This window comes from Streptomyces sp. B93 (assembly GCF_018070565.1).
In the GTDB taxonomy this organism is placed as follows: Bacteria; Actinomycetota; Actinomycetes; order Streptomycetales; family Streptomycetaceae; genus Streptomyces.
The window spans coordinates 151,193-178,188 of record NZ_JAGPXL010000013.1; the positions used below are offsets into that span (position 1 = coordinate 151,193).

A 26,996-nucleotide genomic window follows, 5' to 3' on the forward strand; every position below is an offset into this window, starting at 1 on the left:
GCGCCACTGTGAGGAGGAGCCCGTGACCTCGACGGGCAGCGAGAACACCAAGGGGCAGGGGAGCATCGCGCAGGGCGCGTCGTCCCCGGGCACGGCCCGCCGTACGCTGCTGACCGCGGCCGCGGCCACGGCGTGGGCGGTGGCGGGCGCCCAGGCCGCGTCCGCCGCGCCCCGCCAGGGAGTGGGCGGGCCCGGGGCGGGGGGTGCGGCGAGGGCGGTGGCCGCGTCGCCGTTTGGGGCGGTGGCCGCGACGACGGCCGACGAGGTGAGGGTGCCGCGGGGGTTCCGGGCCGAGGTGCTGGCCCGTTGGGGTGATGCCCTGACCCGTACGGCGGAAGGGGGCACGGGGCAGGCGGCGCGCGTCGGCAGCCACCACCACGGCGCCGAGTTCTTCCCGCTCGCCCCGGGCAAGGGCCTGCTGGCCCTCACGCACGAGGCGGCGCCCGGAACGCTGCCCGGGGCGGACGGGGCGCGGCTGGCCATGGCGGCGCAGGGGGTCACCGTCGCCGCCGTGCGGCAGGACGCGGGCGGTGCCTGGAGCCTGGCCGGTTCGCGGTTCAACCGGCGTCTGACGGCCGACACCCCGGTGCGGCTGTCCGGCCCGGCCGGTGGCCGCCACGGGCGGGGTGTGCTCGCGCCCGCGGCCACCGGCGTCACGCCCTGGGGCACCCTGCTGATCGCCGAGGAGAACGCCAACGCCGCCTACGGCACGTCGGATGCCGGCTGGCGGCGCGAGGAGACCGCGGCGCGCTACGGCTTCGCCGCCCACGGTTTCGGGGCGGCCTGGCACACCGCCGACGCCCGGTTCGACCTCGCCGACGAGCAGGCGCGGCCGATGGACCACGGCTGGATCACCGAGCTTGACCCCCGCGCTCCCGCCGCCGCGCCGGTGAAACGCACGGCGCTGGGCCGCTTCTGGCACGGCTGTGCCACCGTGACGCAGACCGGCGACGGCCGGGTGGTGGTGTACAGCACGGACGCGGAGGACGGCGAGTACCTGTACCGGTTCGTCGGCGCCGCGCCGTGGCGCGCGCTGCGCCGCCAGGGCCGGGACCCGCTGGACGAGGGCACGCTGTACGTCGCCCGGTTCGGGTCCTCCGGGGAAGGGCGCTGGCTGCCGCTGGCCTTCGGCACCGGACCGCTGACCACCGGGAACGGCTGGCGTGACCAGGCCGACGTCCTGCTGCGGACCCGGCTCGCCGCCGACGCGGTCGGCGCCACGCCGCTGGCCCGGCCCGAACGGGTCGCCGTGCACCCGCGTACCGGGGAGGTGTACCTCGCCCTGGTCGGCGGGACGGCGTGCGGGGGCTGTGCGGGGGACGCGGACAGGGCCGGGGACGGTTCCGGGGACCGGGGTGCGGGCCCGGGTACGGGTCCCGGTGCGGGGGCAGGCTCGGGCGCGGGTGCCGCTGCGGGCCCGGGTGGGGGCCGGTACGGGCGGATCCTGCGCTGGAGGGAGGACGGGGCCGTTGCGGGCGCGGCCGGCGGCTTCGCCTGGGAGGTGTTCCTGTCCGGCGGTGATGCCGCCCTCACCCCGGCCGGGGTGTTCGCGGCACCGAAGAACCTGTGGTTCGACGCGGACGGCCACCGGCTCTGGATCTCCACCGGCATCCCGGGCCACCACCTCGCCGACGGCGACGACCCGGTCTACGCCCAGGCGGGCAACAACGCCCTGCTGGCCGCCGACCCCCGCAGCGGCGAGGTCACCCGCTTCCTGACCGCTCCCCGCGGCGCCGAGGTCACGGGCGTGTCCGCCGCGGAAGACGGCGACACCCTGTTCGTCAACATCCAGCACCCCGGCCAGCGCACCCGGGCCTGGGGCCACCCCACGGCCGCCGACCCGTGCGCGGTCAGCAACTGGCCCGACGGCCCGTCCGCGTCCCGGCCGCGGTCGGCGACGGTGACGGTCCGGCGGGCCTAGCCCCGCCGGGCCGGGCGCGAGCAGACTCCGTCCCCGTGCCCATGGGGCCCGCCGCACCGGTCAAGTGCGGCGGGCCACGGTGATGCAGCCGACCAGGGGGTGAGCGGTTGCGCTGGGATGCGTGCCCGGAACGTCCCCGGTGGCGTGCCGGCCGCGGTCCTAGGTGATGATCGGGTTGCAGTGCTTCTCCAGGAAGAGGCCCCCCTCGAACAGTTCGGCGCAGGCGCTGCCGATGTTCTCGGCGAAGCTCTGGTTGACGGAGACCTGGTGCCACCCGCTGTACTGCGGGCCGATCCAGTGGCGGTTCTCCACCCAGATCATCCGGCCCGTCTGAGTGAGCAGGTAGACCTTCAGCGACGGGTTCTCCACCGGGCGGGCACCGCCGAACTCGCCCTTGAACCACTCGATGCTGCGCACACTCGTGGCCTTGTAGGTCGCCTTCACGGCGACGAGGGGGTCCGCGTGGGCGGGGGCGGGGGCCGTCAGCGGGGCCGTGGCGGCCAGGGCGCACAGGGCGGCGGCCGGGGCGAGGTTCCGCAAGGGACGCATCTTTCCTTCTCCTGTCGGGTCGGTGGGCGGGGCGGCCGGGGCGGCGGCGTCAACATGGCCGTGGACACCGGTGTGTTCACGGCCCGGGCCGGTCCGCGGCGCCGTTGCGGCAAGTCTGCGACGGAAGTCCCCCCTTCTCGCCCTGATCCCGCTTGCTTCCCTGATGTCGGGATAAATACAGTCCTGACCTGCTGGGACGTTCCTGTCCCGGGACTGGAGCGGGGCAACGGGACACCGTTGCCGGACCATGCGGGGAGACGCCGTCGATGACCGAACCCGGGCGAGGGGACCATGTGAGCGCGGCACGGCGGCTGGGCGGGGCCTTGCGTGGCCTGCAACAGCGCTCCGGCCGCACGCTGCGGGCCCTGGAGGAGCAGGTGAACATCAGCGACTCGTCGCTGTCCCGCTACTTCCGCGGCGACACCGTTCCGCCCTGGCCCGTCGTGCGTGACCTGTGCCGGGCGCTGGGCGCCGACCCCAGTGAGTACCGGGCCCTGTGGGAGGCGGCCGGCCGTGGGCGGTCCGAGCCGTCACCGGACGCCGCCGCCTGGGAGGCGCCGCGGTCCCGCGCCCGCCACCGCCGCCTGCGCGCCGCTCTCACCGGCCGCTGGGGCGTCGCGGTCGCCGGAACCCTCACCGGGCTGCTGGCCGGTCTCCTCCTCGCCTCACTCGTCCGGCACTCCCCCTCCCCCGCCCCCGCCGACCGTCCGGTGCAGGGCGTGGCTCCCAAGGCGCGCGGCGGGCAGCCCGGGGACGTCTCGGCCAGCCTGCCGAAGCCGTCCGACGAGCAGCGGATCTTCGTCAGCCGGGCCACGGGGAACTGCCTGGACGACAGCCTCGACCAGGATCTGCGCGCCTACCGGTGCAATGGGATGTCCTACCAGCGGTGGACCGTGCGCTCCTCCGCCGACGGCACCCGCCAGCTCCGCAACCACGCCACCGGCAGGTGCCTGGCCGACGGCGGAACCGGCCCGCACGCCCTGCCCTGCGACCGTTCCGCGGCGCAGAAGTGGACGCTGCTCGCCCACGAGGACGAAGCGGTCGGCCTCAGGAACCAGACCACCGGCAGATGCCTGGACGACAGCACCATGGGCCTGCGCGCTCGGCCCTGCGCCGCGACGCACCACCAGAAGTGGGCCTGAGGCAAGGGACGAGCACCGAGCGGACCACCGGGGCAAGGGGTCCGTGGGCCGCTGTCGATCCGGGCGGGTCCCGTTCGACGTCAGGGTGTGCGGCACCGCGCCGCACGACCGACGTCCACGGGACCTGACGAGGAAAAGACATGAACCAGCTACTGAGGGTGATGAACTTCAACGTCTCCAGTGACGGATTCGGTGCCGGTGAGCACCAGAGTCTGGAGCGGCCGTTCGGCTGCGAGCATCCCGAGCGGCTGTTCTCCTGGGCCGGGGCCACGGCGAGCTGGCCCATGCGCACCGACCCCGGGGGCAGCCGGGGTCTGGACGACTACTTCACGCGGGACTTCGCGCGCAACATCGGTGCCGAGATCATGGGCCGCAACAAGTTCGGGCCCCAGCGCGGGCCCTGGCAGGATCACCAGTGGCGGGGCTGGTGGGGGGAGGAACCCCCGTTCCGTACGCCGGTGTTCGTGATGACGCACCATGAGCGTCCGTCGTTCACGCTCGGTGAGACCACGTTCCACTTCGTCGGCGGTGACCCGGCCGCGGTCCTTCAGCGGGCACGGGAGGCGGCGCGGGGCAGGGACGTCCGGCTCGGCGGCGGGGTCACCACGATCCGGCAGTTCCTCGACGCCGGCCTCGTCGACACCCTGCACGTGGCGGTCTCGCCGGTGAAGCTCGGGGAGGGGCTGCGGCTGTGGGAGTCCCCCGATGAGCTGCGCGACCGGTTCCATCTGGAGGTCGTGCCGAGTCCGAGTGGTGTGACGCATCATCTGTTCTGGCGGCGGTGACCGGCGGTGTTTGGGCCCCGCGGGCGTCAGGTTGTGGCGCGGGTGCGTTCCTCCTGCGTCAGCGGGGCGGCCTCCAGGGGTGGTTTCCTGGGGCCGAACAGCATGGGGAGGAGCATGTCCGGGGAGAACAGGCGGGTTGCCGGTCTCTCCATGCTCATCACGTCCAGCAGGGCGCCCAGGGCCCGCGGGTTGGCGGCTCCGGTCTCCACCGCGCGGTCCACGAAGCGGGCGAGGAGGGTTTCCAGGAGCCGGGGCGGGGTGTCGGTCGCGCCGGGGTAGAAGACGTCCTGGCCGACGGCGAGGTCCCAGGCGGCGGCCACGGGCCGGGTGGCCGCGCGCTGGAGGCGCCGGGCGGTGCCCGGGGCGGTGAGGTCGGTGGTACGCAGGACGTCGCGCAGGGCGAGGGCGCCTTGGGCGGCGACGGTGAGGCCGTGCCCGTAGACGGGGTTGTAGGAGGCGACGGCGTCGCCGAGGACGGTGAATCCGCTGGGCCAGCGCTGCATCTTCTCGTAGTAGCGGCGGTGGTTGGCGGTGGCGTGGGTGGTGGTGACCTCGCCGAGGGGTTCGGCGGCCTTGATCAGCTCTCCGATGACGGGGTCGCCCAGGCCCAGGGCGAAGTCGGTGAAGGCGTCCGGGTCGCTGGTGGGTTCGCCGCCGCGGGTGCCGGAGAGGGTGACGATCCACCGGTCGCCCTCGACGGGCAGGATGATGCCGCCCCGGCCGGGCGTCTTGGCGGGGTTGGCCTGGACGTTGACGAGGGGGAAGTCCGTGCCGGCGGTTCCCGGTGGGGCGCGGAAGACGCGGGTGGCGTAGACGAGACCCGCGTTGACCTCGCGTTCGGTGACCGGGGGCAGGCCGAGTTCGCCCAGCCATCTCGGGGCGCGTGAGCCGCGGCCGGAGGCGTCGATGACCAGGTCGGCGGGCAGGGGCAGTTCCTCGTCGCCGGTGTGGGCGCGCACGCCGGTGACGCGGGTGGAGTCGCCGGTGAGTCCGAGGACCGTGGTCCGCTGGCGCAGGGTGATGCGGGCGTCGGCGAGGACGTGGTCGCGCATCACGGAGTCGAGGAGGTCGCGGGAGCAGACGAGGTTGTGGTGGTGGGTGGCGGTGAAGCGGCGGAACCAGACCTCGTTGGGGGCGCGGGAGACCATGTCGCGCATGATGTGCACGAGGCGTCCGCCCCGCTCCACGGTGCCGGCGACCAGGCCGGGCAGCAGGGCGTCGAAGGCCCGCACCCCGCCGCTCCAGACCAGGTGGGCGTGGCGGGCCTGGGGAACCCCGCGGCGGGATCTGGGGCCGTCGGGCAGGGTGTCGCGTTCGAGGAGGGTGACGTCGGCGAAGTCGGCCAGCGCGGCGGCGGCGAGCAGGCCCGCGGCGCTGGCGCCTATGACGAGGGTGGTGGGGCGGCGGGTGGGGGTCGGGTCAGGCATGGGAGTCGAGGCTTTCTGTGTTCATCACCCGCTGGCGGATGTCGTCGAGGACGTGCGGTCGTTTCAGTACGGCGGAGATGGCGTCGATGTGGTCGCTGACCTCGGCGCCGATCTGGGCTCCGGTCTCGGCACTGGTCCGGGCACCAGTCTCGGTGCCGGTCTGGGCGCCGGTCTGGGCGCCGGTGGAGCGCGGAGCGTTGTTCCGGGAGGCGTCGACGGCGTGCTGGACGGCGAGGGCACCGGCGATGGCGCGGGCCCGCTCCGCACCGTGTCCCGCGGCGACCGCGGTGTCGTACGCGCGCTGGTGGAGGGCCGGGGCGTAGTGAGGGGCGAGCAGGCGCAGCGCGTCGTGGATGTGCTGCTGGCGCTGGATGAGGCGGAGGTCGAGGGGGGCCAGACGGCCGAAGCGGGCCGGGGCCGCGCCGGGTTCGAGGATGCGGACGACGCGCCACAGGTGACCCAGGCGCCGGTAGTCGCGTTGGTCGCGTGCCCAGCGGGTGAGGAACGGCCCGGCCTGCGGGACGATGAAGCCGAGTGCGACCAGGATCGCTTCGAGCAGGGCGAACGGCGGTGCCGCGTAGGTGCTCAGGCCGTCCAGGTCCCGGCCCGCCCAGCGGGCGCCGACGGCGATCAGTTTGGTGATGTCGAAGGCGAGCCCTGACAGGAAGCCCAGTTGCAGCAGGACGACCCCGCTCTTGAGCCAGAGGTTGGCGATCTGGGGGAACCACGTCCACAGCAGGTAGGCGGCGACGAGCGAGGACACCATGTGGGCGACCAGGTAGAGGAGGATGTGCTCGCGTATCCACGGCGTGCTGGCGTAGTAGGTGTCGAAGTCGTAGATCCGGGGCGTGGGCGCGTCGGCCAGCAGGAAGGTCACCCAGAGGGCGACGACGACACCGGCGTAGAGGGCGTAGATGCGGCGCATGCTGCGCCGGCGGCGCGGTGAGGGTTCCTCCCGCCACCGCATGATCATGGTGAGGCCGGTGGCGCAGAACGCGGTCAGGAACGAGTACGCCCAGGGTGCGGCGATGTTCGCGACGCCGGTCAGCCGGTTCAGGCGGTCGATGTTGACCGGGGTGATCACGACGAGGACGGCCGTGGCCCAGGTCAGCAGCAGCGTGGTGGCCCGCACGTCGGGGTCGCGCCAGGCGCGCACGAAGGTCGGGAACTTGAAGGCGAGCGCGACGGCCAGCAGGACGGTCGGCACGGCGTAGGGGATGTGGAAGTGAGGGCTCGTCACAGGATGCGGCCGCCCCGGTTGAGCAGCGACAGGTTGATGCGCCCTTCGACCGTCGTCGGGCTGACCGGGCCCTGCGCGTAACGGCCGGTCATCCAGGTGCGCACTTCGCGGCCGAAGAGCAGCCCGAAGGTCTCGGCCTGTATCTCGTGGTCGTCGGCGAAGTCCGCTCGGGCCGCGACGGCCAGGACGGCTTCCCGGGGTACTTCTGCCGTCTGAAGGACCTGCTGGGCCGCGCGGCGCAGCGCCTGGGGGGTCTGGTCGGTGTGCGGTGCCCGGGCGGCGGCCGGCAGGCCCGCGACGTGGTGGCCGCAGTCGCCCTGTTCCTCGTGCCATAACTCGTGGCCGAGGATGACGACCTGGGACTCCGGCACCGTCGCCTCCTCGACGACGATGATGGAGCGGTCCCCGCAGTCCAGGCGCATCCCCGACACCGGGACGTCCGGGGGGAAGGAGCGGAACACCAGCTGGATCGGGCGGCCGGTGCGCACGCTCATCGCGCGGCAGAACGCGTGCATGACGGCTCTGGGCTCGGCCGGTCTGTGGACGAACGCCGACGCCTCCCCGCCTAACGCGGCCAGTAAGCCCCGCATCGCTCTGGTGCTCACCGGCGATCGTCCCCCTCCTGCGGGAGGACCGACCGCATGACGCCTTCGAGCACCCGCTCCAGCTGATGGCGCGTCAGGGAGCCGTGGGCCCGCAGGTCGGCACTCTTGACGCCGTAGCGGTCCAGGAGCGCCTGTACGGGGTCGGAGGCGGGGTCCTCCAGGGTGTGCAGGGCGGGCAGGAGGGCGCGGTTGAGCGCGTCCTGCGCCGAGGCGGTGAAGAAGGCCTCGCCGTCCTCGACGCCGAAGAACTCGACCAGGCCGTGCAGGAACTCGACGCTGGGCACCTTCTTGCCGTCGCACACCTGACGCGCCCAGTACTCGGACACCTCCAGTTCCCGGGAGATCTCGGCGACCAGGTCGGACATCCTTCTGCCGGTGCGCTCCAGATGCGCGGCGGCAAGTCTCCTCAGGCGGGCGCGGACCCGGTCGTTGACCGGCTCCGGTGGTGCGCCGCCGCCGCGCAGCAGGGTGCGTACGGTGTCCTCGGTCAGCGCCGTGCGGGCCGCCAGGGCCGCCGGGTCGAGGTACTGCGAGCGGTCGGTGCCCTGTTGGGCGAGCAGGGCGTCGAGGCGCTGAAGGGTGTCGGCGAGTCCAGAGGGTGCCTGCACCGATGTGCTCCCGGAGCTGATGGGCCAGTGGTCAGTGACTGTTGCGCGGCAGCCTACGCCGCACCCCCCGAACACTCAACGATCGTTCACTGGTTGACATCTATCGTTGACAGCGGTCGTTCCTTGACGTGGATCTTGTCCTGGCTGAAAGTACTGGGGCCCGCGGCGGTGCTGTACCGGTGGCTCGGGCAGGGGCATGCCGCGGAGGACGAGGACGATCACGATGCCGCGGCCGAGCGTGCCTACCGGCAGGGGCTGGCGCTGGCGCCGGACGATCTGGGGCTGCTGGTGTGCTACCTGGAGCTGTGCCTGCGCGCGGACGCCTTCGACCATCCGGGCCGGGCGGGGCGGGTGGCCCCGTTGCGGGCGCGTATCGACGAGCTGGCGCCCGCCGGGTCCGCGGAGCGCCAGCGCGCCGATGACGCCCTGGGCTGGGCCAACCGCGGGTACTGGGACGACCTGGCCGCGGCGGCGGGCAGCGGTGAGCTGTGGCAGGCGGAGGCGGCCGAGCTGAGTGAGCGGGTGACCGGGGCGCTGCGCGGCGGCTCCACCGGTACGGGGCCCGCCACGGCCACGGCCACGGTCTCGGGTGAGGATGTGCGGCAGGCCGAACTGGCCGCGGCGTTGGAGCTGCTGACGGGCCGGGCGAACGCGCCGCTGCGTTTTCTGCTGGCCCACCGCACCGCCGCGTACGTCCTCACCTGCCTCGCGGCGCTCGGGGTGAACCAGCTGCTGGTGAGCACCGGTGTGGTCACCTTCAGCCCGTGGGGCTGGCTGCTGTGGCTGCCGCTGCTGGCGGCCGAGGGCAAGCTGCGTGCCGCCCGCCGGCTGGCCCGTGAGCGGGTCGTCGCGCGGATCGAGGAGCGGCACGCGCGGGAGGCGAAGACGCAAGCGGAGGCGGAGAGCCTGAAGGGCTGACAGACAGGGGGCGGTGCGGGCGGCCGGGCCGTCAGACGGCGGTCCGGTCCTCCCGCGCGGCGGGCCCGGTGGTGTCGTCGGGCTTGGTGTGGAGGATGTCGCGGGCCTGTTCCGCGGCGCGGACGGTGCTCTCGGAGACGAACGTCAGGAAACGGGCGATGCTTTCGAAGCGGACGCCCGCGGGAGTGCGGGGGCCGAGGACGCCGACGCCCCGGCGGGCGATCTCGCCGACCTGGGCGATGGCCCGGGCGCTGGCGATCATCGACTGGTACATGACGTCGTCGTCGACGACATAGCGTTCCCGGCGGCGTTCGTCGCGTTCCCGGCGGACCATGCCCTGGCCCTCGAGGAACGCGATCGCCTTGGAGACCGACGCCGGGCTGACGTCGAGGCGCTGGACGAGTTCGGAGGCGGTCAGGCTGCCGGAGTCGGTGATGCTGAGGGCGGCCATGACGCGGGCCATCATCTTGGGCATGCCCGAGGCCATCATCGTGGTCGTGAACATCTCCTCGTACGCGCGGACCGCCTCGGCGTCGCGTCCGTGGGGCTGCGGGCGGGCCTGCGGGGCACGGGGGGCGGCCTGCTTGCGGCGGTGGGCGCGGTGTTCGGTGGCGCGGTGGGCGAGGTCGGCGCGGTAGGCGGTGGGGCCGCCGTTGCGCATGACCTCGCGGGTCACGGTCGAGGTCGGGCGCTGAAGGCGCCGGGCGATCTCCGCGTAGGCGAGGCCGTCGGCCAGTCCCAGCGCGATCTGCTGCCGTTCCTGCTGGGTGAGCCTGCCTCCCGGCATCGCCTTCTCCTCCGTGCTCGCCCGGTGGCCTTCTGACAGGCCGTGACCTGACCCAGGCTAGCGTTCACCTCCAACTCATTGCAATGCCTGGAGTGCGAGCGTTGCGTTAGGTGACAGCTCCATTGCAATGAATTCACTCAAGTGACCTGTAGTTATGAGCTTTTGCTGCAACAAGCTTGTTTCCATAATTGAGAACGCAACGTAGTGTTTCCGGTGTCAGAAACGACGAGCTCGAGGAGAGCACCATGCAGAAGTTCAACACCCCGGCCCCGATCTCCGCCGTCCTGAACGTCCCCGCCGGGCAGCTGCGCCTGATCGCCGCCGACCGGGCCGACACCACCGTCGAGGTCCTGCCCGCCGACGCCTTGGCCAGCCGGGACGTCAAGGCGGCCGCGCAGGTCCAGGTCGCCTACCACGACGGCGTCCTGCGCGTCGACGTCCCCGAGCCCAGGAAGCGGCTGACGGGGCCCTCCGGCTCCGTCGAGGTGACCGTGCAGCTGCCCGCCGGGTCCCGCGTCGAGGCCACGTCCTCCCGCGGTGTACTGCGGGGCGTGGGACGGCTCGGCGACCTCGACTTCGAGAGCGCGCAGGCCACCGTCAAGGTCGACGAGGCCGCCGGCGTCCGCCTCGCCCTGAAGGACGGCGCCGTCACGGTCGGCCGCCTCACCGGCCCCGCCGAGATCAGCACCCTGCGCGGCGACCTCACCGTCACCGAGGCCGCGGGCGGCACCCTCACGCTGCGCACCGAGCAGGGCGACATCACCGTCGGCGCCGCCCGCGGAACCTCCGCCGCCCTCGACGCCCACACCTCCTACGGCCGCATCCACAACTCCCTGAAGAACGACGGGACGCCCGGCCTGGCCATCCACGCCACCACCACCCAGGGCGACATCACCGCCCGCAGCCTCTGACCCTCCACCCCTTGCAAGGGAGCACCCTCCATGACCAGTTGGGCCATCGCCGCCAGCGGGCTGCGCAAGTCCTACGGCGACAAGAGCGTCCTCGACGGCATCGATCTGCACATCGCGGCCGGGTCGGTGTTCGCGCTGCTCGGTCCGAACGGCGCGGGCAAGACCACCGTCGTGAAGATCCTGTCCACCCTCATCACCGCCGACGGCGGGCAGGCCCAGGTCGCGGGCCATGACCTCGCCGCCGACCCGCAGGCGGCGCGGGCCGCGATCGGGGTCACCGGGCAGTTCTCCGCCGTGGACGGGCTGATCACCGGGGAGGAGAACATGCTCCTCATGGCCGACCTGCACCACCTGCCCCGCGCCGAGGGGCGGCGCGTCGCCGCCGGCCTGCTGGAGCGCTTCGATCTCACCGACGCCGCCCGCAAGCCCGCCGCCAGCTACTCCGGCGGCATGAAACGCCGCCTCGACATCGCCATGACCCTCGTCGGCAGCCCCCGCGTCATCTTCCTGGACGAGCCCACCACCGGTCTCGATCCCCGCTCCCGCCACACCATGTGGCAGATCATCCGCGAACTCGTCACCGACGGCGCCACCGTCTTCCTCACCACCCAGTACCTGGAGGAAGCCGACGAACTCGCCGACACCATCGCCGTCCTGCACCAGGGCCGCATCGCCGCCGAGGGCAGTGCCGAACAGCTCAAGCGCATCGTCCCGGGCGGGCACGTCCGCCTGCGCTTCACCGACCCCGCCGCCTACCAGCACGCCGCCGCCACCCTGCACCAGGCCGCCACCCGCGACGACGACGCCCTCACCCTGAACCTGCCCAGCGACGGCAGCCAGCGCGAACTGCGCTCCCTGCTGGACTGGCTGGACACCACCGGCATCGACGCCGATCAGCTCACCGTCCACACCCCCGACCTCGACGACGTCTTCTTCGCCCTCACCAGCCCCGACCAGCCCACCGACGACTCCCCCGCGAAGGCAGCCCGATGAGCACCCTCCCCCTGGCCGTGCGCGACTCCGCCACCATGCTGCGCCGCAACCTCCTGCACGCCCGCCGCTACCCCTCCATGACCCTCAACCTGCTCCTCACCCCGGTCATGCTGCTGTTGCTCTTCGTCTACATCTTCGGCACCACCATGAGCGCGGGCATCGGCGGCGGCGACCGCTCCGCCTACATCGCCTACCTCGTCCCCGGGCTGCTGCTGATGACCATCGGCTCCACGACGATCGGCACCGCGGTGTCCGTCTCCAACGACATGAACGAGGGCATCATCGCCCGCTTCCGCACCATGGCGATCCACCGCGGGTCGGTGCTCTTCGGGCACGTCGTCGGCAGCGTGCTCCAGGCGATCGTCAGCGTGGTCCTCGTCGGCGCGATCGGCGTGGCCATAGGCTTCCGCTCCACCGACGCCACCGCCCTGGAGTGGCTCGCCGCCCTCGGGCTGCTCACGCTGGTCGCGCTGGCGTTCACCTGGATCGCGGTCGGGATGGGCCTGGCCAGCCCCAACGCCGAGGCCGCCAGCAACAACGCGATGCCGCTGATCCTGCTGCCGCTCATCTCCAGCGCGTTCGTCCCCGTCGACGCGATGCCGGGCTGGTTCCAGCCGATCGCCGAGTACCAGCCCTTCACCCCCGCCATCGAGACCCTGCGCGGCCTGCTGCTGGGCACCGGGATCGGCAACAACGGCTGGATCACCCTCGCCTGGTGCCTCGGCCTCACCGTCCTCGGCCACCGCTGGTCGAAGTCCCTGTTCGACCGCGACCCCAAGTGAGGCAGCCCCCAGTCAACCCAGCCCCAGCCCCAGCCCCAGCCCCAGCCCCAGGGCGGCGTTCCCCGGCAGCACGCCGGAGCACGCCGCCCTGCCGGTGTTCCGGCTCACGCGCCCCCGACGCCCCGGCCCCCAACCCCCCACCGCTTTCGACTTTCTGAGGACAAAGCATGGACGGCGGCGGCGAAAGTCCTTACCGTCTTGCTCGCAGCCGCTCCCCCACGCACCGCACCGCCCCGCACTCCCCCGCACTCCCCCGCACATCCAAGGCACCCGTGCACCTCCCGCACCCCAGGCACAGCGCGACCCCGCCGTCCCCGGGCCGTGGGCATCCGTCCGCGCCCCAGCGCCAGGAGGAAGAGTTGAGTCAACGGCCGCACCACCGGCCCCGCAGACACGCCGCGGGCCTCGCCCTCACCGCGCTCGCCGCCGTCATCGCCGCGGGCGTCACCCCCGCCGCGGCCCAGAGCGCCCAGAGTGCCCAAGGCGCCCGGGCCGCCGCCGCGGACGTCCCGCCGCAGGAACCCGGAGTGACCTTGCGCGTCTTCGACGTGCAGGTGCCCCTGAAGCAGCTCTGTGAGCTGAAAGCCGGCCAGACGCCCAACGTCGACAAGCTGATGCCCACCATCGACTGGACGTCGGACGCGGACTTCGGCATGAGCAGCAACTTCATGACCGAGGTCCTCGCCAACCTCACCGTCCCGCAGGACGGCGCCTACGCCTTCCGTCTGATCAGCGACGACGGCTCACTCCTGACGATCGGTGAGCGGGAGGTCATCGACCACGACGGTCTGCACGGCGCCGAGCCCAAGGACGGCACCGTCGAACTGAGCGCGGGTCTGCACCCCTTGCGCATCGAGCACTTCGAGGCGGGCGGCGGCCAGCAGATCACCCTCCAGTGGAAGCCGCCCGGCGCCGCGGACTTCACCCTGGTGCCCGCCTCGGCGCTGAGCACCGACGCCGACGTCGTGCGGGTCACCGCGCCCGGCCGCAAGGAGTGCGTCGGCGGCCAGGACAGCCCCGGCGACGGGCTGCCGCTGGCGGACGTCCACCCCAACTACACCCTCACCGACCTGCGCCCGGCCGGTTTCGAGCCCAAGGTCTCCGCCATGGACTGGCTGCCGGACGGCCGCCTCGCCCTGACCACCTGGGGCGAGAGCCAGACCAGCGACGGGGAGCTCTACCTCCTCGACAACGTTATCGGCGACACCGGCCCGCAGCAGGTCACGGTCAAGAAGGCCGCCTCCGGGCTGAAGGAGCCCATGGGCGTCAAGTACGTCGACGGCAAGCTGTACGTGTCGGAGAAGCACCAGCTGACCGAGCTGACCGACCGCGACGGCGACGACGTCACCGACGAGAAGCGGGCGGTCGCCTCGTGGCCGTACGGCGGCAACTTCCACGAGTTCGCCTTCGGGCTGCTCTACGACAAGGGCAGCTTCTACCTGAACCTGTCGGTGGCCATCAACTACGGCGGCGCCACCACCGATCCGCAGCCCGCCGGCGGCGGCCGCGGCACCACCATCAAGGTCGACAGGGCCACCGGCAAGGTGTCCTACCTCGCCGGCGGGCTGCGCACCCCCAACGGCATCGGCTGGGGCCCGGACAAGGGCCTGTTCGTCACCGACAACCAGGGCGGCTGGCTGCCCTCCTCCAAGCTGCTGCACATCAAGCAGGACCGCTTCTTCAACCACTACACCCGCTACGCGGACGGCAGCGTGGGCCCCTTCGACGACCAGCCGGTGACCCGGCCGGTGCTGTGGCTGCCGCAGAACGAGATCGCCAACTCGCCCAGCACCCCGCTGATGCTGACCAAGGGCCCCTTCGCCGGGCAGATGCTCTTCGGTGACGTCACCTACGGCGGTCTCCAGCGCGCCTTCCTGGAGAAGGTCGGCGGCGAGTACCAGGGCGCGGTCTTCCGCCACAGCCAGGGCCTGGAGGCGGGCGTCAACCGCATCAGTGTCGGCCCCGACGGCGCGCTCTACGCCGGCGGCCTGGGCGCCGACGGCAACTGGGGCCAGGAGGGCAAGCTCCGCTTCGGCCTGCAAAAGCTCACCCCCAACGGCACCAACGCCTTCGACATCCACTCCGTGCGCGCCACCGCCAAGGGCTTCGTGCTGAAGTACACCCAGCCGCTGTCCGAGGAGACCGCCGACAAGCTCGCCCAGAGCTACGAGGTCCGCCAGTGGCGCTACTCCCCCACCCCCGAGTACGGCGGCCCGAAGATCGACGAGGAGCCGCTGACGGTGTCGCGGGCGGTGCTGTCCGACGATGGCAGGCAGGTCCGCCTGGAGATCCCGGGCCTGAAGAGCGACCGGGTGGTGCACATCCGCTCCCCGCGCCCCTTCGCCGCCGCCTCCGGTGAGACGCTGTGGAGCACCGAGGCCTGGTACACCCTCAACGCGATCCCCGGCAAGAAGACGCCGGTCACCGTCTACGAGGCGGAGGAGGCGGCGCTCAGCGGCGGCGCGGGCGTCAACAAGGACCACACCGGCTACTCCGGCGGCGGCTTCGTCGACCGCTACGGCACCCCGGGCGCCACCACCACCTTCCGCGTCGACGTCCCCAAGAAGGGCGCCTACGACGTCGGGCTGCGCTACTCCAACGGCCCCGACCCCTTCCGCGGCGACAAGAGGATCAGCCTCTACGTCAACGGGTCCAAGGTCCGCCAGACGGTGCTGCCCCCGACCGAGAACTGGGACACCTGGGCGACGCGCACCGAGCGGCTGACGCTGCGCGCGGGCGCCAACACCATCGCCTACCGGCACGACGACGGCGACGACGGCCACGTCAACCTCGACATGCTCCACCTCGACCGGCCGGGCGAGCGGATCGCCCTGTTCGACGGCGGCAGCCTCTCGCAGTGGCAGCACACCGACGGCCGCGCGGTGCAGTGGCCGCGCACCGGCGAGGGCTCCATCGAGGTGTGCTGCGGGGACATCCGCACCAAGCAGAGCTTCGGCGACCACCGCCTGCACGTGGAGTTCCGCGTGCCGAAGCTCCCCGACGACGTCACCGGCCAGGACCGCGGCAACAGCGGCGTCTACCTCCAGAACCGCTACGAGGTCCAGATCCTGGACTCCTACGGCGTAGAGGCCCTCGCCGACAACGAGGCCGCCGCCATCTACCAGCAGAAGGCGGCCGACACCAACGCCTCGACGGCGCCGGAGACCTGGCAGAGCTACGACATCGTCTTCCGCGCCGCGCGCTACGACAGCGCCGGACAGCTCACCGAGAAGGCGCGGGTGACGGTGGTGTGGAACGGTGTCACCGTCCACGACGACGTCGCCCTGAACGGGCCGACCGGCGGTGGCATCGCCGAAGGCACGGCCACCGGACCGGTCAGGCTCCAGGACCACGGCAACAAGGTCCGCTACCGCAACGTCTGGATCGAACCGCTGAACTGACCCCCCGCCACGTCCGGGGTCAGGCGCGGGCCGTGCCGGTGGACTCGCGCACGATCAGCTGGGGCAGGGGCACCCGCACCGTACGGGCGGGTGCCCCGTCCAGCAGGCTGACCAGTTCCTTGGCGGCCGTGCGGCCGAAGGCGACACTGTCGCGGGAGAGCGCGGACAGCCGGGGCCTGACCATGCGGCACAGCGCCGAGTCCTCCCAGGCCACCACCGACACGTCGCCGGGGACGGTGTAGCCGAGTCCGGCCGCGGCGGCGATCCCCGCCACCGCCATCACGTCGTTGTCGTAGATCAGCGCGGTGGGGGCGGCCGGGCGGCTGAGGACCTCGCGGGTGACGGCCGCGCCCTGGGCGTCGGAGTAGTCGGTGGTCACCGAGCGGACCTCGTCAAGGCCGCACCGTTCGGCCTCGGCGCGCAGGCTGCGCACCCGGCGCTGGGTGTGGGCGAGGCCGGGCAGGCCCGCGATGTGCAGGATGCGGCGGTGGCCAAGCGCGTGGAGTTCGTCGACGACGGCGGCCATGGCGCCGGCGTCGTCCGCCCAGAGGGTGGACAGGCGGGTGTGGGAGGCCTCGGGGGCGCCGCCGATGACGACGGCGGGCAGGCCGAGTTCCTCCAGCAGGGCGGGGCGGGGGTCGTCGGTGCGCGGGTCGACCATGAGGACGCCGTCGACGCGGTGTTCGGCCCACCATCTGCGGTAGACCGCGCATTCGTCGTCGATGTCGTCGACGACCTGGAACAGCAGCCCCAGATGCCGTTCGGCGAGCACCTCCTGGATGCCGGAGACCAGCTGGAGGAAGAAGGAGTCGACGCCGAGGGTGTGCGCGGGCCGGGCCAGGACGAAGCCGACGGTGGCCGTGCCCTCCCCGGACAGCTGGCGGGCCGCCGTGCTGGGGCGCCAGCCGAGCTGTTCGGCGACCCGGCGCACCCGGGCGCGGGTGACCTCAGAGACGCCGGGGCGGTCGTTGAGCGCGAAGGAGACCGCGCTCTCGGAGACCCCGGCGCGCTGCGCGATGTCCTTCATCGTCGGCCGGCGCGCGGGCGAACGCTTCCCTGACAACGCCTCCCCCTCTTCTCACTAAAGCGCTTGAGTGATCACATCCTAAAGCGCTTTAGTCGTTGCTGGCAAGGAACTTCTCACATGGGCTCTGACCTGCGTGTTTACTGAATGGTAGGGGGATCGTTGGGCTAATCCATTGACTTTTTCCGCGAGCAGGATGCAAGGTCTGCCCCTGTACCCGTGGCCGGCATCGTCGCCGTGACCCGCCGTGTAAAGGAGTCTCCTGCCGTGCGCCTCTTGCGAAGAATCCTCGCCACCGCCGCGACCGCCGCGGTCCTGCTCCCCCTCAGCGCCTGCGGCAGCGGCGACGACGGCTCGTCGGGGGACGCCTCGGGCAAGATCCAGGGCGAGATCTCCTTCCAGACCTGGAACCTGAAGGCGAACTTCAAGTCGTACTTCGAGGGCGTGATCGCCGACTTCGAGAAGCAGTACCCGGGCACCGAGGTGAAGTGGATCGACCAGCCCGCCGAGGGCTACGCCACCAAGCTCAGCGCGGACGCGGCCGGCGGCACGCTGCCCGACGTCGTCAACGTCTCCCCCGACCTGGCCGCCCCGCTGGCCCGCGCCGGGCTCGCCCTGGACCTGGACAAGGACCCGGCGGCGGCGAAGTTCAGGGACGAGTACCTGCCCGGCGCCTGGGCCAGCAGCCAGATGCCGGGGATGGAGGGCACGTACGCCTTCCCCTGGTACCTCAACACCGGCCCGCTGTTCTACAACAAGGCCCTGTTCAAGAAGGCGGGCCTCGACGCGGAGCAGCCGCCGAGGACGTACGCCGAACTCTTCGACGCCGCGCTGGAGATAGCGAAGCGCACCGACGGCAAGGTCGCCACCCTCGCCAACGTGCCCACCATCGAGGACTTCGGCCGCTACGGCGTACCGCTGATGAACGAGGAGGGCACCGGCTTCGCCTTCAACGACGCCAAGGGCGTCGAACTGCTCACCCAGTACAAGAAGCTGTACGACGCCAAGGCGCTGGATAGGCAGGCCCTGACCGCCACCCCGGAGTCCTCCGGGCAGAAGTTCCTCACCGGCGCGGTGGCCATGAACCCCGGCAGCGCGCTGGACCTGGAGAACTTCAAGACCCAGGCGCCCAGCCTGTACGAGAACATCGGCATCACCGACCAGATCACCACCACCGGGCACGTCAACATGTACGTGCAGAACGTGATGGTGAACGCCCAGTCGAAGCAGAAGCCGGCCGCGGTCGCCTTCGCGCACTTCGTCACCAACGCCGAGAACCAGATGGCGTTCGCCAAGCAGGTCGCCATCTTCCCCAGCACCAAGGGCTCCCTGGACGATCCGTACTTCACCCAGGAGGACGGCACCGACGAGACCCGGGTGCGGGTGGCCGCCGCCAAGTCGCTGAAGACGGCCGTGAACTACACGCCGGTGCTGTTCAGCGACCAGATGAAGACCGAGCTGCGCAACGAGGTGGCCAAGGCGCTCCAGGGCAGGCAGAGCCCCCAGGAAGCTCTTGACAACGCTGTCAAGGCTGCTGACCGGCTGCTCCAGCAGGGCTGAGCGGCGATGGCCCCCTCCACCGTCTCCTCCGGCTCCCGGGTGCGGCGCCAGCTGCCCTTCAGTCCGTGGCTGTTCGCCGCGCCCGGGCTGCTGGTGACCGCCGCGTTCGTGCTGTACCCGTTCGTCTCCACGGTGGTCAACGCCTTCACCGACCGCCGCACCCTGGTGGCGGGCGAGTTCGTGGGCCTGGCCAACTTCCGTGAGCTGCTGGACGACGACATGTTCTGGATCGCCCTGCGCAACAGCACGCTGTACGTGCTGGGCGTGGTGCCCGCGCTGGTGGTCCTGCCGCTGCTGCTCGCGCTGCTGGTGCAGCGCAACATCCCCGGCATCGCCTTCTTCCGGTCCGCGTTCTACACCCCGGTCGTCGCCTCGATCGTGGTGGTGGGCCTGATCTGGGTGTGGCTGCTGGACGACCGGGGCCTGGTCAACTCGATGCTTGAGCTGCTGGGCGCCGGCCCGGTGGGCTTCCTCAGCGACCAGTGGCTGCTGCTGGTGAGCGCCATGGCGGTCACCGTGTGGAAGGGCCTGGGCTACTACATGATCATCTATCTGGCGGCGCTGGCCAATGTGCCGCGTGAGCTGCACGAGGCCGCCGCCGTCGACGGGGCGGGAGCGGTGCGCCGGTTCTGGACCGTCACCGTGCCCGCGGTGCGCTCCACGATGGTGCTGGTGGCGGCGCTGTCCTCGGTCGCCGCGTTCAAGGTGTTCTCCGAGGTGTACCTGATGGCCGGGCCCACCGGCGGGCCGGCCGGTGAGGACACCACCCTGATCATGCTGATCCAGCGCACCGGCACCGGGCTGAGCGGCCGGGTCGGCTACGCCTCGGCGATCTCCCTGGTGGTCTTCGTGATCACGGTGGTGCTGATGCTGCTGGTGCTGCGCGCGGACCGGAAGGACGAGTCATGAGCCTGACGACGCGCAAGACGCGTGCCCAGCCCGCCGCGGCGCCCGCCGCACCCGCCCCGGCGGTGCCCGACGGGCGGCGTGCGCGGCGCCACGACCGGGACGGGCGGCCGGTGAGCGCCGGTGAGCTGGTGCTGCGCTACCTGCTGCTGGTCGCCGTGCTGGCGCTGACGATCGGCCCGTTCCTGTGGCAGCTGTCGACCTCGCTGAAGGGGCCGGCGGAGGACATCTACAGCTCGCCGCCGTCGTTCCTGCCCGACGATCCCACGCTGCACAACTACGAGCGGGTCGCCGACACCATCCCGGTGTGGGACTACGCGCTGAACTCGCTGAAGGTCGCCGCCGCCAGTGTGGTCACCAACTGTGCCGGTGCGGCGCTGGCCGGGTACGCCCTGGCGCGGCTGCGGTTCGCCGGGCGCCGCACGGCCAGTCTGGTGTTCGTGCTGGCGATGCTGGTGCCGGTGGAGAGCATCATCATCGCCCAGTTCACCACCATGCGGGACCTGGGCCTGAACAACACCCTGGTCGGTGTGGTACTGCCGGGCGCGGTCGGCGCGCTGAACGTGCTGCTGATGCGCAACGCCTTCCTCAGCGTGCCGCACGAGGTGGAGGAGGCGGCCTATGTCGACGGCGCCAACGTCTGGCAGCGTTTTGTGTACATCGCGCTGCCGTCGGTGAAGGGCACCCTCGCGGTCGTCGCGATCTTCGCGTTCATGGGTGCCTGGGACGACTTCCTGTGGCCGCTGATCGTGCTGAGCGACCCGTCCAAGTTCACCCTGACCATCGGCCTGAACTACCTGCACGGCACCTTCGCCAACGACCAGCGCCTGGTCGCCGCGGGAACGATCATCGCCGTGGCTCCGCTCATCGTGCTCTTCGCCTGCCTCCAGCGGTACTTCTTCCGCGGTGTGGGCGAGGGCGCCGTCAAGGGCTGAGCCCCGCCACCCCCCAGTTCCAAGGACCTTCCCCATGCCCCCTGCCGTGCGCTTCGGCGTCAACTACACCCCCAGTGAAGGGTGGTTCCACCACTGGCTCGACTTCGACCTGGACTCCGTACGCGCCGATCTGGACTCCATCGCCGCGCTCGGCGTGGACCACGTCCGCGTGTTCGCGCTGTGGCCCTACTTCCAGCCCAACCGCACCCTGATCCGGCCCCGCGCGGTGCAGCAGCTGATCGCGCTCGCCGACGCCGCCGCCGAGCGCGGCCTGGACGTCAACGTGGACGGCCTCCAGGGGCATCTGTCCAGCTTCGACTTCCTGCCCGCCTGGACGCGGACCTGGCACCGGCGCAACCTGTTCACCGACCCGGCAGTCGTCGACGGGCAGGCCGCCTACCTGCGCACCCTGGCCGCCGCGCTCGCCGACCGGCCCAACTTCATCGGCATGACGCTGGGCAACGAGATCAACCAGTTCTCCGCCGGCCCGCACCCCGACCCCGACCCGGCCACCGCCTCGCAGATCGAGGCCTGGCTGACGCGGATGCTCGCCGCCTGCGAGGAGGGCGCGCCGGGACGGCTGCACCTGCATGCCGAGTACGACGCCACCTGGTACCAGAGCGACCAGCCCTTCACCCCCGCCCAGGCCGCCCGGCTGGGCGCGGTGACCGCCGTGCACTCCTGGGTGTTCAACGGCACCGCCCAGCGCTACGGCCGCACCTCGGTGCCGGCCGAGCACCATGCCGCCTACCTCGTGGAGCTGAGCAAGGCGTGGGCCGGGCGGCCGGACCGGCCGGTGTGGCTGCAGGAGGTCGGCGCGCCCGCCCCGCTGGTCCCGGCCGAGCACGCCGCCGCCTTCACCGAGGCGACGATCAAGGCGGTGCTGGACTGCCCCGACCTGTGGGGGATCACCTGGTGGTGCTCCCACGACGTCTCCCGCGACCTGGCCGACTTCCCCGAGCTGGAGTACGGCCTGGGCCTGCTCGGCAGTGACCGGCGGGCCAAGGACACCGCCGCGGTGCTGGCCGCCGCCGCCCGCGCCGCGCACCCTGCCCCGGCGCCGCGCACCACCGCCCTGGTGGTGCCCGCCGATCCGGCGCTGCGCGGCCGGCTCGCCCCGGGCGGGCCGGTGTTCGAGGCGTTCTTCCGGCTGGCCGCCGACGGGGCCCGGCCCACCACTGTCCTCGACGAGCGCGCCGCGGACGCGGAGCACCTGCGCGCCCGGTCCATCACCGAGGTCGTCACCGCCGGTCAGGTGCTGCCCGCGCCACGGCCGGGCGCCCTCGCCTGAACGCCGTACCCGTCCGATCCTGGTAACCACCCGCTGCCGCACCCACCCCTTCTCCTGGAGCACCCCGCATGCATGACGACCGCGCCCTCGTCGAAGCCCGCCTCAAGCGTGTCCTGGACGAGCGCATCCGCCCCGCCGTCTACCCCGAGTCCGTGCCCCTTGAGGTGGCGGTGTGGCACGCCCCCGGCGAGCCCGTGCCGGTCGCCGAGGGGCTCGCCGCCGCCGGTCAGCCGATCGAGGTCGGCGCCCGCTGGGGCGCGCCCTGGGGCACCAGCTGGTTCACCGTCACCGGCACCGTCCCCGAGCGGTGGGCGGGCCGGACGGTGGAGGCGGTCCTGGACCTCGGCTTCGACGAGAACATGCCCGGCTTCCAGTGCGAGGGCCTGGTCTACCGGGCGGACGGCAGCCCGGTGAAGGGCCTCAACCCGCGCAACCAGTGGGTCCGCGTCGGCGCGCCGGTGGCGGGCGGGGAGGAGGTGCGGCTGCACATCGAGGCCGCGTCCAACCCGGTCATCCTGGACTACCACCCCTTCCTGCCCACCCAGCTGGGCGACAAGGAGACCGCGGGCAGCGAGCCGCAGTACCGGCTGGCCCGGATGGATCTGGCCGTCTTCGACGAGACGGTGTGGCAGCTGGTGATCGACCTGGAGGTGCTGGGCGAGCTGATGGCGGAGCTGGCGCAGGACTCCGCGCGCCGCTACGACATCCTGCGCGCCGTCGACGCGGCGCTGGACGCCCTGGACCTGCAGGACATCGGCGGCACCGCCGCGGCGGCCCGTAACCGGCTGGCCGGGGTGCTCGCCGCGCCCGCGGTGCCCTCCGCGCACCGCATCAGCGCGGTGGGGCACGCGCACATCGACTCGGCGTGGCTGTGGCCGCTGCGCGAGACGGTCCGCAAGGTGGCCCGTACCACCTCCAACATGACCGCGCTGCTGGACGACGAGCCCGACTTCGTGTTCGCGATGTCGCAGGCGCAGCAGTGGGCGTGGGTCAAGGAGCACCGGCCGGAGGTGTGGGCGCGGGTGAAGAAGGCCGTCGCCGAGGGCCGGTTCGTGCCCGCGGGCGGGATGTGGGTGGAGTCGGACACCAACATGCCCGGCTCGGAGGCGATGGCCCGGCAGTTCGTGCACGGCAAGCGGTTCTTCCTGGACGAGTTCGGCATCGAGAACGACGAGGCGTGGCTGCCCGACACGTTCGGTTTCGCGGCGGGACTGCCGCAGATCATCAAGGCGGCCGGGTCGAAGTACCTGCTGACGCAGAAGATCTCCTGGTCGCAGACGAACAGGTTCCCGCACCACACGTTCTTGTGGGAGGGCATCGACGGGACGCGGATCTTCACCCACTTCCCGCCGGTGGACACCTACAACTGCTCGATGAAGGGCAGCGAACTGGCCCACGCGCAGAAGAACTTCAAGGACAAGGGAGTGGCCCGGCACTCGCTGGCCCCCACGGGCTGGGGTGACGGGGGCGGCGGCACCACCCGGGAGATGGTCGCCAAGGCGGCCCGGGTGCGTGACCTGGAGGGCTCCCCGACGGTGGTGTGGGAGACACCGTCGGAGTTCTTCGCCAAGGCCGAGGCGGAGTACCCCGATCCGGCGGTGTGGGTGGGCGAGCTGTACCTGGAGCTGCACCGGGCCACCCTGACCAGCCAGGCGGCAACCAAGCAGGGCAACCGGCGCAGCGAGCACCTGCTGCGCGAGGCGGAGCTGTGGGCCGCGACCGCCGCGGTGCGCACCGGTTTCCCCTACCCGTATCAGGAGCTGGACCGGATCTGGAAGACGGTGCTGCTGCACCAGTTCCACGACATCCTGCCCGGGTCCTCCATCGCCTGGGTGCACCGCGAGGCCCGCGCCACCTACGCGCGGCTCGCCGCCGAGCTGGAGGGGATCATCAGCGGCGCGCAGCGGGCGCTGGCCGGTGAGGGCGGCCTGGAGCTGGTGTTCAACGCCGCCCCGCACGAGCGCTTCGGGGTCGCCGCGGGCGGCGCCGCCGTTGCCGCGGTCGGCGGCGGCACGGCCGTCACCGCCCGCGCGCAGGGCGGTTTCGTCCTGAACAACGGGCTGCTGCGGGTGGAGATCGACGCCGGCGGGCTGGTGGTGGCCGCCTACGACATCGAAGCCGACCGCGAGACGATCGCGCCGGGACAGGCCGCGAACCTGCTCCAGCTGCACGCCGACTTCCCCAACATGTGGGACGCCTGGGACGTGGACGAGTTCTACCGCCACACCGTCACCGACCTCACCGACGCCGACGAGGTCGCGGCCGGGGCGGACGGGGTGTCGGTGCGGGTGGTGCGCTCCTTCGGCGCCTCCCGTGTCACCCAGGTGCTCACGCTGGCGCCCGGCGAGCGGCGGCTGGTGATCGACACGGCGGCCGACTGGCACGAGACGGAGAAGTTCCTCAAGCTCGCCTTCCCGCTGGACGTGCACGCCGAACGCTACGCCTCCGAGACCCAGTTCGGGCACGTCCACCGGCCCACCCACACCAACACCAGCTGGGAGGCGGCCAAGTTCGAGGCGTGCAACCACCGCTTCGTCCACCTGGAGGAGCCCGGCTTCGGCGTGGCGCTCGTCAACGACTCCACCTACGGCCACGACGTCACCCGCACGGTGCGTGCCGACGGCGGTACGACGACCACGGTGCGCGCCTCCCTGCTGCGCGCCCCGCGTTTCCCCGACCCCGAGACCGACCAGGGCGTACACCGTTTCCGGCACGCCCTGGTGCCCGGCGCGGGCATCGCCGAGGCGGTGCGCGAGGGCTGGCGCATCAACCTGCCCGAGCGGCGTCTGGCCGGAGGGCGGGAGGTGGCCCCGCTGGTCGGTGTCGACCGGGACGCGGTGGTGATCACGGCGGTGAAGCTCGCCGACGACGGCAGCGGCGATGTGGTGGTGCGCTTCCACGAGGCCCACGGCGGCCGGGCCCGCGCCACCCTGACGGCCGGTTTCGACGTCACGACGGTGACGGCGACCGACCTGCTGGAGCGCCCCCTGCCCGGCCCGCACCCGTCCGCTGACGGCACCCGCATCCCGGTGACCCTGCGCCCGTTCCAGCTGATGACGCTGCGCCTGGCCCGGGCCTGAGGCCGGGGGGGGGCAGGCGGGCCGTCGGTCGGTGCCGAGGCGGCCCGGCTGCTGCTGGGCCGCGGCGCCGCAACCGGCGGCGGCCGGGGTCAGGGCCCGCGGCCACGGTCTGCGCGCATGCCCGCCGCGGCGGCGGGTACGACCCCCTGGCGCGCGGAAGCGTTACGGAAGCGGCTGATGAGTGAGGGGTGCCGGAAGTGATTCGGAAGCTACAGGCGGTCGCGCTGGACTGTGCCGATCCGGTGGGGCTCGCCACGTTCTACGCGGAGCTGCTCGGCGGGCGGGTGGTCGCTGACGCGGAGGATCCCGACTGGGTGGAGGTGCACGGGTTCGAGGGGACGCCGCTGGCCTGCCAGCGCGTGGACGGCTACCGGGCGCCGCGCTGGCCCGGCCAGGAGCGCCCGCAGCAGCTGCACCTGGACTTCGACGTGGACGACCTCGACGGTGAGGAGAAGCGGGCGCTGGCCCTGGGCGCGACCGTGCTGGAGCGCACCGACCAGCTGCGTACCGAGGCCAACTGGCGCGTCTACGCGGACCCCGCCGGGCATCCGTTCTGCCTGTGCTTGCACTGAGCGCCGCCGCCCGGCCGTGGCGGCCCCTGTCGCCCGGCTCGAAGGACCCGCGGCTGGTGGTGGACGACACCGAGCAGGGGCATGTCCCGTTCTCCGTGGTGGAGTTGGCGGGCGGCGCACTGGTGGGCACCGCGACGCTGTGGGGCATCGACACCCACAGCCGGCTGGCGCACCTCGGGCTGGGGCTGCTGCCGTCCGCCCGCGGCAAGGGCTACGGCACCGGTGTGGTCGCGGTGCTGTGCCGCTACTGGCCTTTCCAGTCGGTTGCGGTGCGCCAGACCGCGCCGCGGGCCGAGTCGATCGGCACGCGCCGTGGCACGAACCGTTCGCACCGGGGGTTGTGGCAGGGGCCCGCGGTCCACAGGGGCACGTAGACGCCCATGGTCTTGTGCCGTTCCACGACGGTGTCCACCGGCTGCTTGCAGGAGCGGCACAGGTAGGGGGCCGGTGGGGTCGCTCTGCGTTTCCGGTCGCTGTTCATAACAGCCACTTTACCGTCGTTTTATGTATTTTTGTGAGTTCTTTGACCTTCTTGTGGGGCCGTGCCGGTGCCGGGCGGAGGGCGCAGCAGGCTGAGCGCGATGGAGACGGTCAGCACGGTGGCGATGACGGCGAGGCTGAGGAGTGAGGGGATCTCGGGCACGGCGGTGCTGATCGTCTTGTGGGACGCCTGGAGGATGAGCTTGACGCCGATGAAGGCCAGGATGAGCGCCAGGCCCTTGCTGAGGTAGTGGAAGCGGTCGAGCAGGCCGGCCAGCATGAAGTACAGGGCGCGCAGCCCCAGGATGGCGAAGGCGTTGCTGGTGTAGACGATGAAGGTGTCGCTGCTGACGGCCAGGACGGCGGGCACGCTGTCGACGGCGAAGACGAGGTCGGCCGCCTCGATGGCGGCGACGACGGCGAGCAGCGGGGTGGCGACGCGCCTGCCCGCCTGCCGGACGAAGAAGTGGTGGCCGGCGTAGTCGTCCTGGACGGGGACGACTTTGCGCAGCAGCCTGACGGCGACGCTCCGGCCCGGGTCGAAGCTGTCGTCCTCCTCTTTGAGGATCTTGTAGGTGCTGTAGAAGAGGACGGCGGCGAAGACGAACAGGACGGCGGTGAAGCGGCTGACCACCGCCACGCCGGCGGCGAGGAAGACGCCCCTGAAGACCAGGGCGCCCAGGACGCCGAAGAACAGCACGCGGTGCTGGTAGGCCCTGGGGACCTTGAAGTAGCCGAAGATCAGGGCGAAGACGAAGAGGTTGTCGACCGACAGGCTCTTCTCCAGCAGCCAGGCGGTGGTGTACTCCACTCCGGCGGTCGTGCCGACCACGAGGAAGACGGTGAGACCGAAGACGACGGCCAGGCCCACCCAGACGGCGCTCCAGGCGGCGGCCTCCTTGAAGCCGATGACGTGGGCCCGCCGGTGGGCGAGGAGGTCGACCGCCAGGGACACCAGCACGGTGACGGCGAACACCATCCACAGCCACAGCGGCACATCGTGCACGGGTGCCACCCCCTCGTACGCGGTCGCCGGCGTCTTCTGCTTCGAGTCTGGGGCACGCGGGAGAGCACCGCCC

22 protein-coding genes and 1 pseudogene are annotated in these 26,996 nt (G+C 72.1%); 15 read left to right on the forward strand and 8 right to left on the reverse strand.

Translation table 11 applies throughout. The features are described from left to right. The first annotated feature begins 22 nt into the window (after window positions 1-22). The gene (locus tag KBY47_RS15710) at window positions 23-1,921 is read left to right on the forward strand and encodes a PhoX family phosphatase (RefSeq protein ID WP_210921713.1); all 1,899 of its coding nucleotides are present in this window, start codon (window positions 23-25) and stop codon (window positions 1,919-1,921) included. Between the two features lie 159 nt (window positions 1,922-2,080). Here the strand turns inward: KBY47_RS15710 and KBY47_RS15715 are convergent, their stop codons facing one another. Continuing rightward, window positions 2,081-2,470: a hypothetical protein gene (locus KBY47_RS15715; RefSeq protein ID WP_210921714.1), complete on the reverse strand. Its 390-nt coding sequence runs from the start codon at window positions 2,468-2,470 to the stop codon at window positions 2,081-2,083. A 266-nt stretch (window positions 2,471-2,736) separates the two neighbouring features. On the opposite strand from KBY47_RS15715, the gene KBY47_RS15720 reads away from it, so the two are divergent. Further along, the gene (locus KBY47_RS15720) at window positions 2,737-3,612 is read left to right on the forward strand and encodes a helix-turn-helix domain-containing protein (RefSeq protein ID WP_210921715.1); all 876 of its coding nucleotides are present in this window, start codon (window positions 2,737-2,739) and stop codon (window positions 3,610-3,612) included. Window positions 3,613-3,752: 140 nt separating this feature from the next. Continuing rightward, window positions 3,753-4,397: a dihydrofolate reductase family protein gene (locus KBY47_RS15725; protein WP_210921716.1), complete on the forward strand. Its 645-nt coding sequence runs from the start codon at window positions 3,753-3,755 to the stop codon at window positions 4,395-4,397. Between the two features lie 26 nt (window positions 4,398-4,423). Here KBY47_RS15725 and KBY47_RS15730 read toward each other — a convergent pair whose 3' ends face one another. Genes KBY47_RS15730 through KBY47_RS15745 form a run of 4 tightly spaced genes read right to left on the reverse strand, consistent with a single transcriptional unit; the run spans window position 4,424 to window position 8,277 of the window. Then, window positions 4,424-5,824, reverse strand: coding sequence for an NAD(P)/FAD-dependent oxidoreductase (locus KBY47_RS15730; RefSeq protein WP_210921717.1), 1,401 nt, complete (start codon window positions 5,822-5,824; stop codon window positions 4,424-4,426). Continuing rightward, complete coding sequence (locus KBY47_RS15735; protein WP_210921718.1) at window positions 5,817-7,064, reverse strand: MAB_1171c family putative transporter; 1,248 nt, start codon at window positions 7,062-7,064, stop codon at window positions 5,817-5,819. The genes KBY47_RS15730 and KBY47_RS15735 overlap by 8 nt, the downstream gene beginning before the upstream one ends. Beyond that, window positions 7,061-7,669 (reverse strand): toxin, encoded by a 609-nt coding sequence (locus KBY47_RS15740; RefSeq protein ID WP_210921719.1) that lies wholly within the window; start codon window positions 7,667-7,669, stop codon window positions 7,061-7,063. Before KBY47_RS15740 ends, KBY47_RS15735 begins: the two co-directional genes overlap by 4 nt. Beyond that, a complete protein-coding gene (locus tag KBY47_RS15745; RefSeq protein ID WP_210921720.1) occupies window positions 7,666-8,277 on the reverse strand; it encodes a hypothetical protein in 612 nt (203 codons plus the stop codon). Before KBY47_RS15745 ends, KBY47_RS15740 begins: the two co-directional genes overlap by 4 nt. A gap of 123 nt (window positions 8,278-8,400) precedes the next feature. Here KBY47_RS15745 and KBY47_RS15750 point away from each other — a divergent pair, with 123 nt between their 5' ends. Beyond that, window positions 8,401-9,195, forward strand: a complete 795-nt coding sequence (locus tag KBY47_RS15750) for a hypothetical protein (RefSeq protein ID WP_247694747.1) — start codon at window positions 8,401-8,403, stop codon at window positions 9,193-9,195. A 31-nt stretch (window positions 9,196-9,226) separates the two neighbouring features. On the opposite strand, the gene KBY47_RS15755 is transcribed toward KBY47_RS15750, so the two are convergent. Next, on the reverse strand, window positions 9,227-9,982 hold the full coding sequence (locus KBY47_RS15755; RefSeq protein ID WP_210921721.1) for a helix-turn-helix domain-containing protein: 756 nt from the start codon (window positions 9,980-9,982) through the stop codon (window positions 9,227-9,229). A gap of 245 nt (window positions 9,983-10,227) precedes the next feature. On the opposite strand from KBY47_RS15755, the gene KBY47_RS15760 reads away from it, so the two are divergent. From KBY47_RS15760 to KBY47_RS15775, 4 genes are all read left to right on the forward strand, one after another. Continuing rightward, window positions 10,228-10,893 (forward strand): DUF4097 family beta strand repeat-containing protein, encoded by a 666-nt coding sequence (locus KBY47_RS15760; protein WP_210921722.1) that lies wholly within the window; start codon window positions 10,228-10,230, stop codon window positions 10,891-10,893. Window positions 10,894-10,923: 30 nt separating this feature from the next. Then, window positions 10,924-11,886 carry an ATP-binding cassette domain-containing protein gene (locus KBY47_RS15765; RefSeq protein ID WP_210921723.1) on the forward strand — a complete coding sequence of 321 codons (963 nt, stop codon included), beginning with the start codon at window positions 10,924-10,926 and terminating at the stop codon, window positions 11,884-11,886. Next, window positions 11,883-12,668 carry an ABC transporter permease gene (locus KBY47_RS15770; RefSeq protein ID WP_210921724.1) on the forward strand — a complete coding sequence of 262 codons (786 nt, stop codon included), beginning with the start codon at window positions 11,883-11,885 and terminating at the stop codon, window positions 12,666-12,668. The genes KBY47_RS15765 and KBY47_RS15770 overlap by 4 nt, the downstream gene beginning before the upstream one ends. Before the next feature lie 359 nt (window positions 12,669-13,027). Further along, window positions 13,028-16,069, forward strand: a complete 3,042-nt coding sequence (locus KBY47_RS15775) for a family 16 glycoside hydrolase (protein WP_210921725.1) — start codon at window positions 13,028-13,030, stop codon at window positions 16,067-16,069. Window positions 16,070-16,088: 19 nt separating this feature from the next. Here the strand turns inward: KBY47_RS15775 and KBY47_RS15780 are convergent, their stop codons facing one another. Continuing rightward, window positions 16,089-17,132: a LacI family DNA-binding transcriptional regulator gene (locus tag KBY47_RS15780; protein ID WP_247694748.1), complete on the reverse strand. Its 1,044-nt coding sequence runs from the start codon at window positions 17,130-17,132 to the stop codon at window positions 16,089-16,091. Between the two features lie 228 nt (window positions 17,133-17,360). Between KBY47_RS15780 and KBY47_RS15785 the strand changes: the two genes are divergently transcribed. The 7 genes and pseudogenes from KBY47_RS15785 to KBY47_RS36585 form a co-directional block, all read left to right on the forward strand. Next, window positions 17,361-18,653 carry a sugar ABC transporter substrate-binding protein gene (locus tag KBY47_RS15785; protein ID WP_210921726.1) on the forward strand — a complete coding sequence of 431 codons (1,293 nt, stop codon included), beginning with the start codon at window positions 17,361-17,363 and terminating at the stop codon, window positions 18,651-18,653. A 6-nt stretch (window positions 18,654-18,659) separates the two neighbouring features. Beyond that, on the forward strand, window positions 18,660-19,562 hold the full coding sequence (locus tag KBY47_RS15790; RefSeq protein ID WP_210921727.1) for a carbohydrate ABC transporter permease: 903 nt from the start codon (window positions 18,660-18,662) through the stop codon (window positions 19,560-19,562). Further along, window positions 19,559-20,494 (forward strand): carbohydrate ABC transporter permease, encoded by a 936-nt coding sequence (locus tag KBY47_RS15795; protein ID WP_210921728.1) that lies wholly within the window; start codon window positions 19,559-19,561, stop codon window positions 20,492-20,494. The genes KBY47_RS15790 and KBY47_RS15795 overlap by 4 nt, the downstream gene beginning before the upstream one ends. Before the next feature lie 34 nt (window positions 20,495-20,528). Continuing rightward, window positions 20,529-21,785 carry a glycosyl hydrolase gene (locus KBY47_RS15800; RefSeq protein WP_210921729.1) on the forward strand — a complete coding sequence of 419 codons (1,257 nt, stop codon included), beginning with the start codon at window positions 20,529-20,531 and terminating at the stop codon, window positions 21,783-21,785. A 68-nt stretch (window positions 21,786-21,853) separates the two neighbouring features. Next, complete coding sequence (locus KBY47_RS15805; protein WP_210921730.1) at window positions 21,854-24,865, forward strand: glycoside hydrolase family 38 C-terminal domain-containing protein; 3,012 nt, start codon at window positions 21,854-21,856, stop codon at window positions 24,863-24,865. A gap of 197 nt (window positions 24,866-25,062) precedes the next feature. Then, complete coding sequence (locus tag KBY47_RS15810; RefSeq protein WP_210921731.1) at window positions 25,063-25,437, forward strand: VOC family protein; 375 nt, start codon at window positions 25,063-25,065, stop codon at window positions 25,435-25,437. Then, a pseudogene (locus KBY47_RS36585) lies at window positions 25,419-25,685 on the forward strand (GNAT family N-acetyltransferase); the annotation flags it as partial. The gene KBY47_RS15810 and the pseudogene KBY47_RS36585, both read left to right, overlap by 19 nt. A gap of 254 nt (window positions 25,686-25,939) precedes the next feature. On the opposite strand, the gene KBY47_RS15820 reads toward KBY47_RS36585, so the two are convergent. Beyond that, entirely contained in the window at window positions 25,940-26,923 is a 984-nt protein-coding gene (locus tag KBY47_RS15820) for a TerC family protein (RefSeq protein ID WP_210921732.1), read from the reverse strand. Window positions 26,924-26,996: the final 73 nt, after the last annotated feature.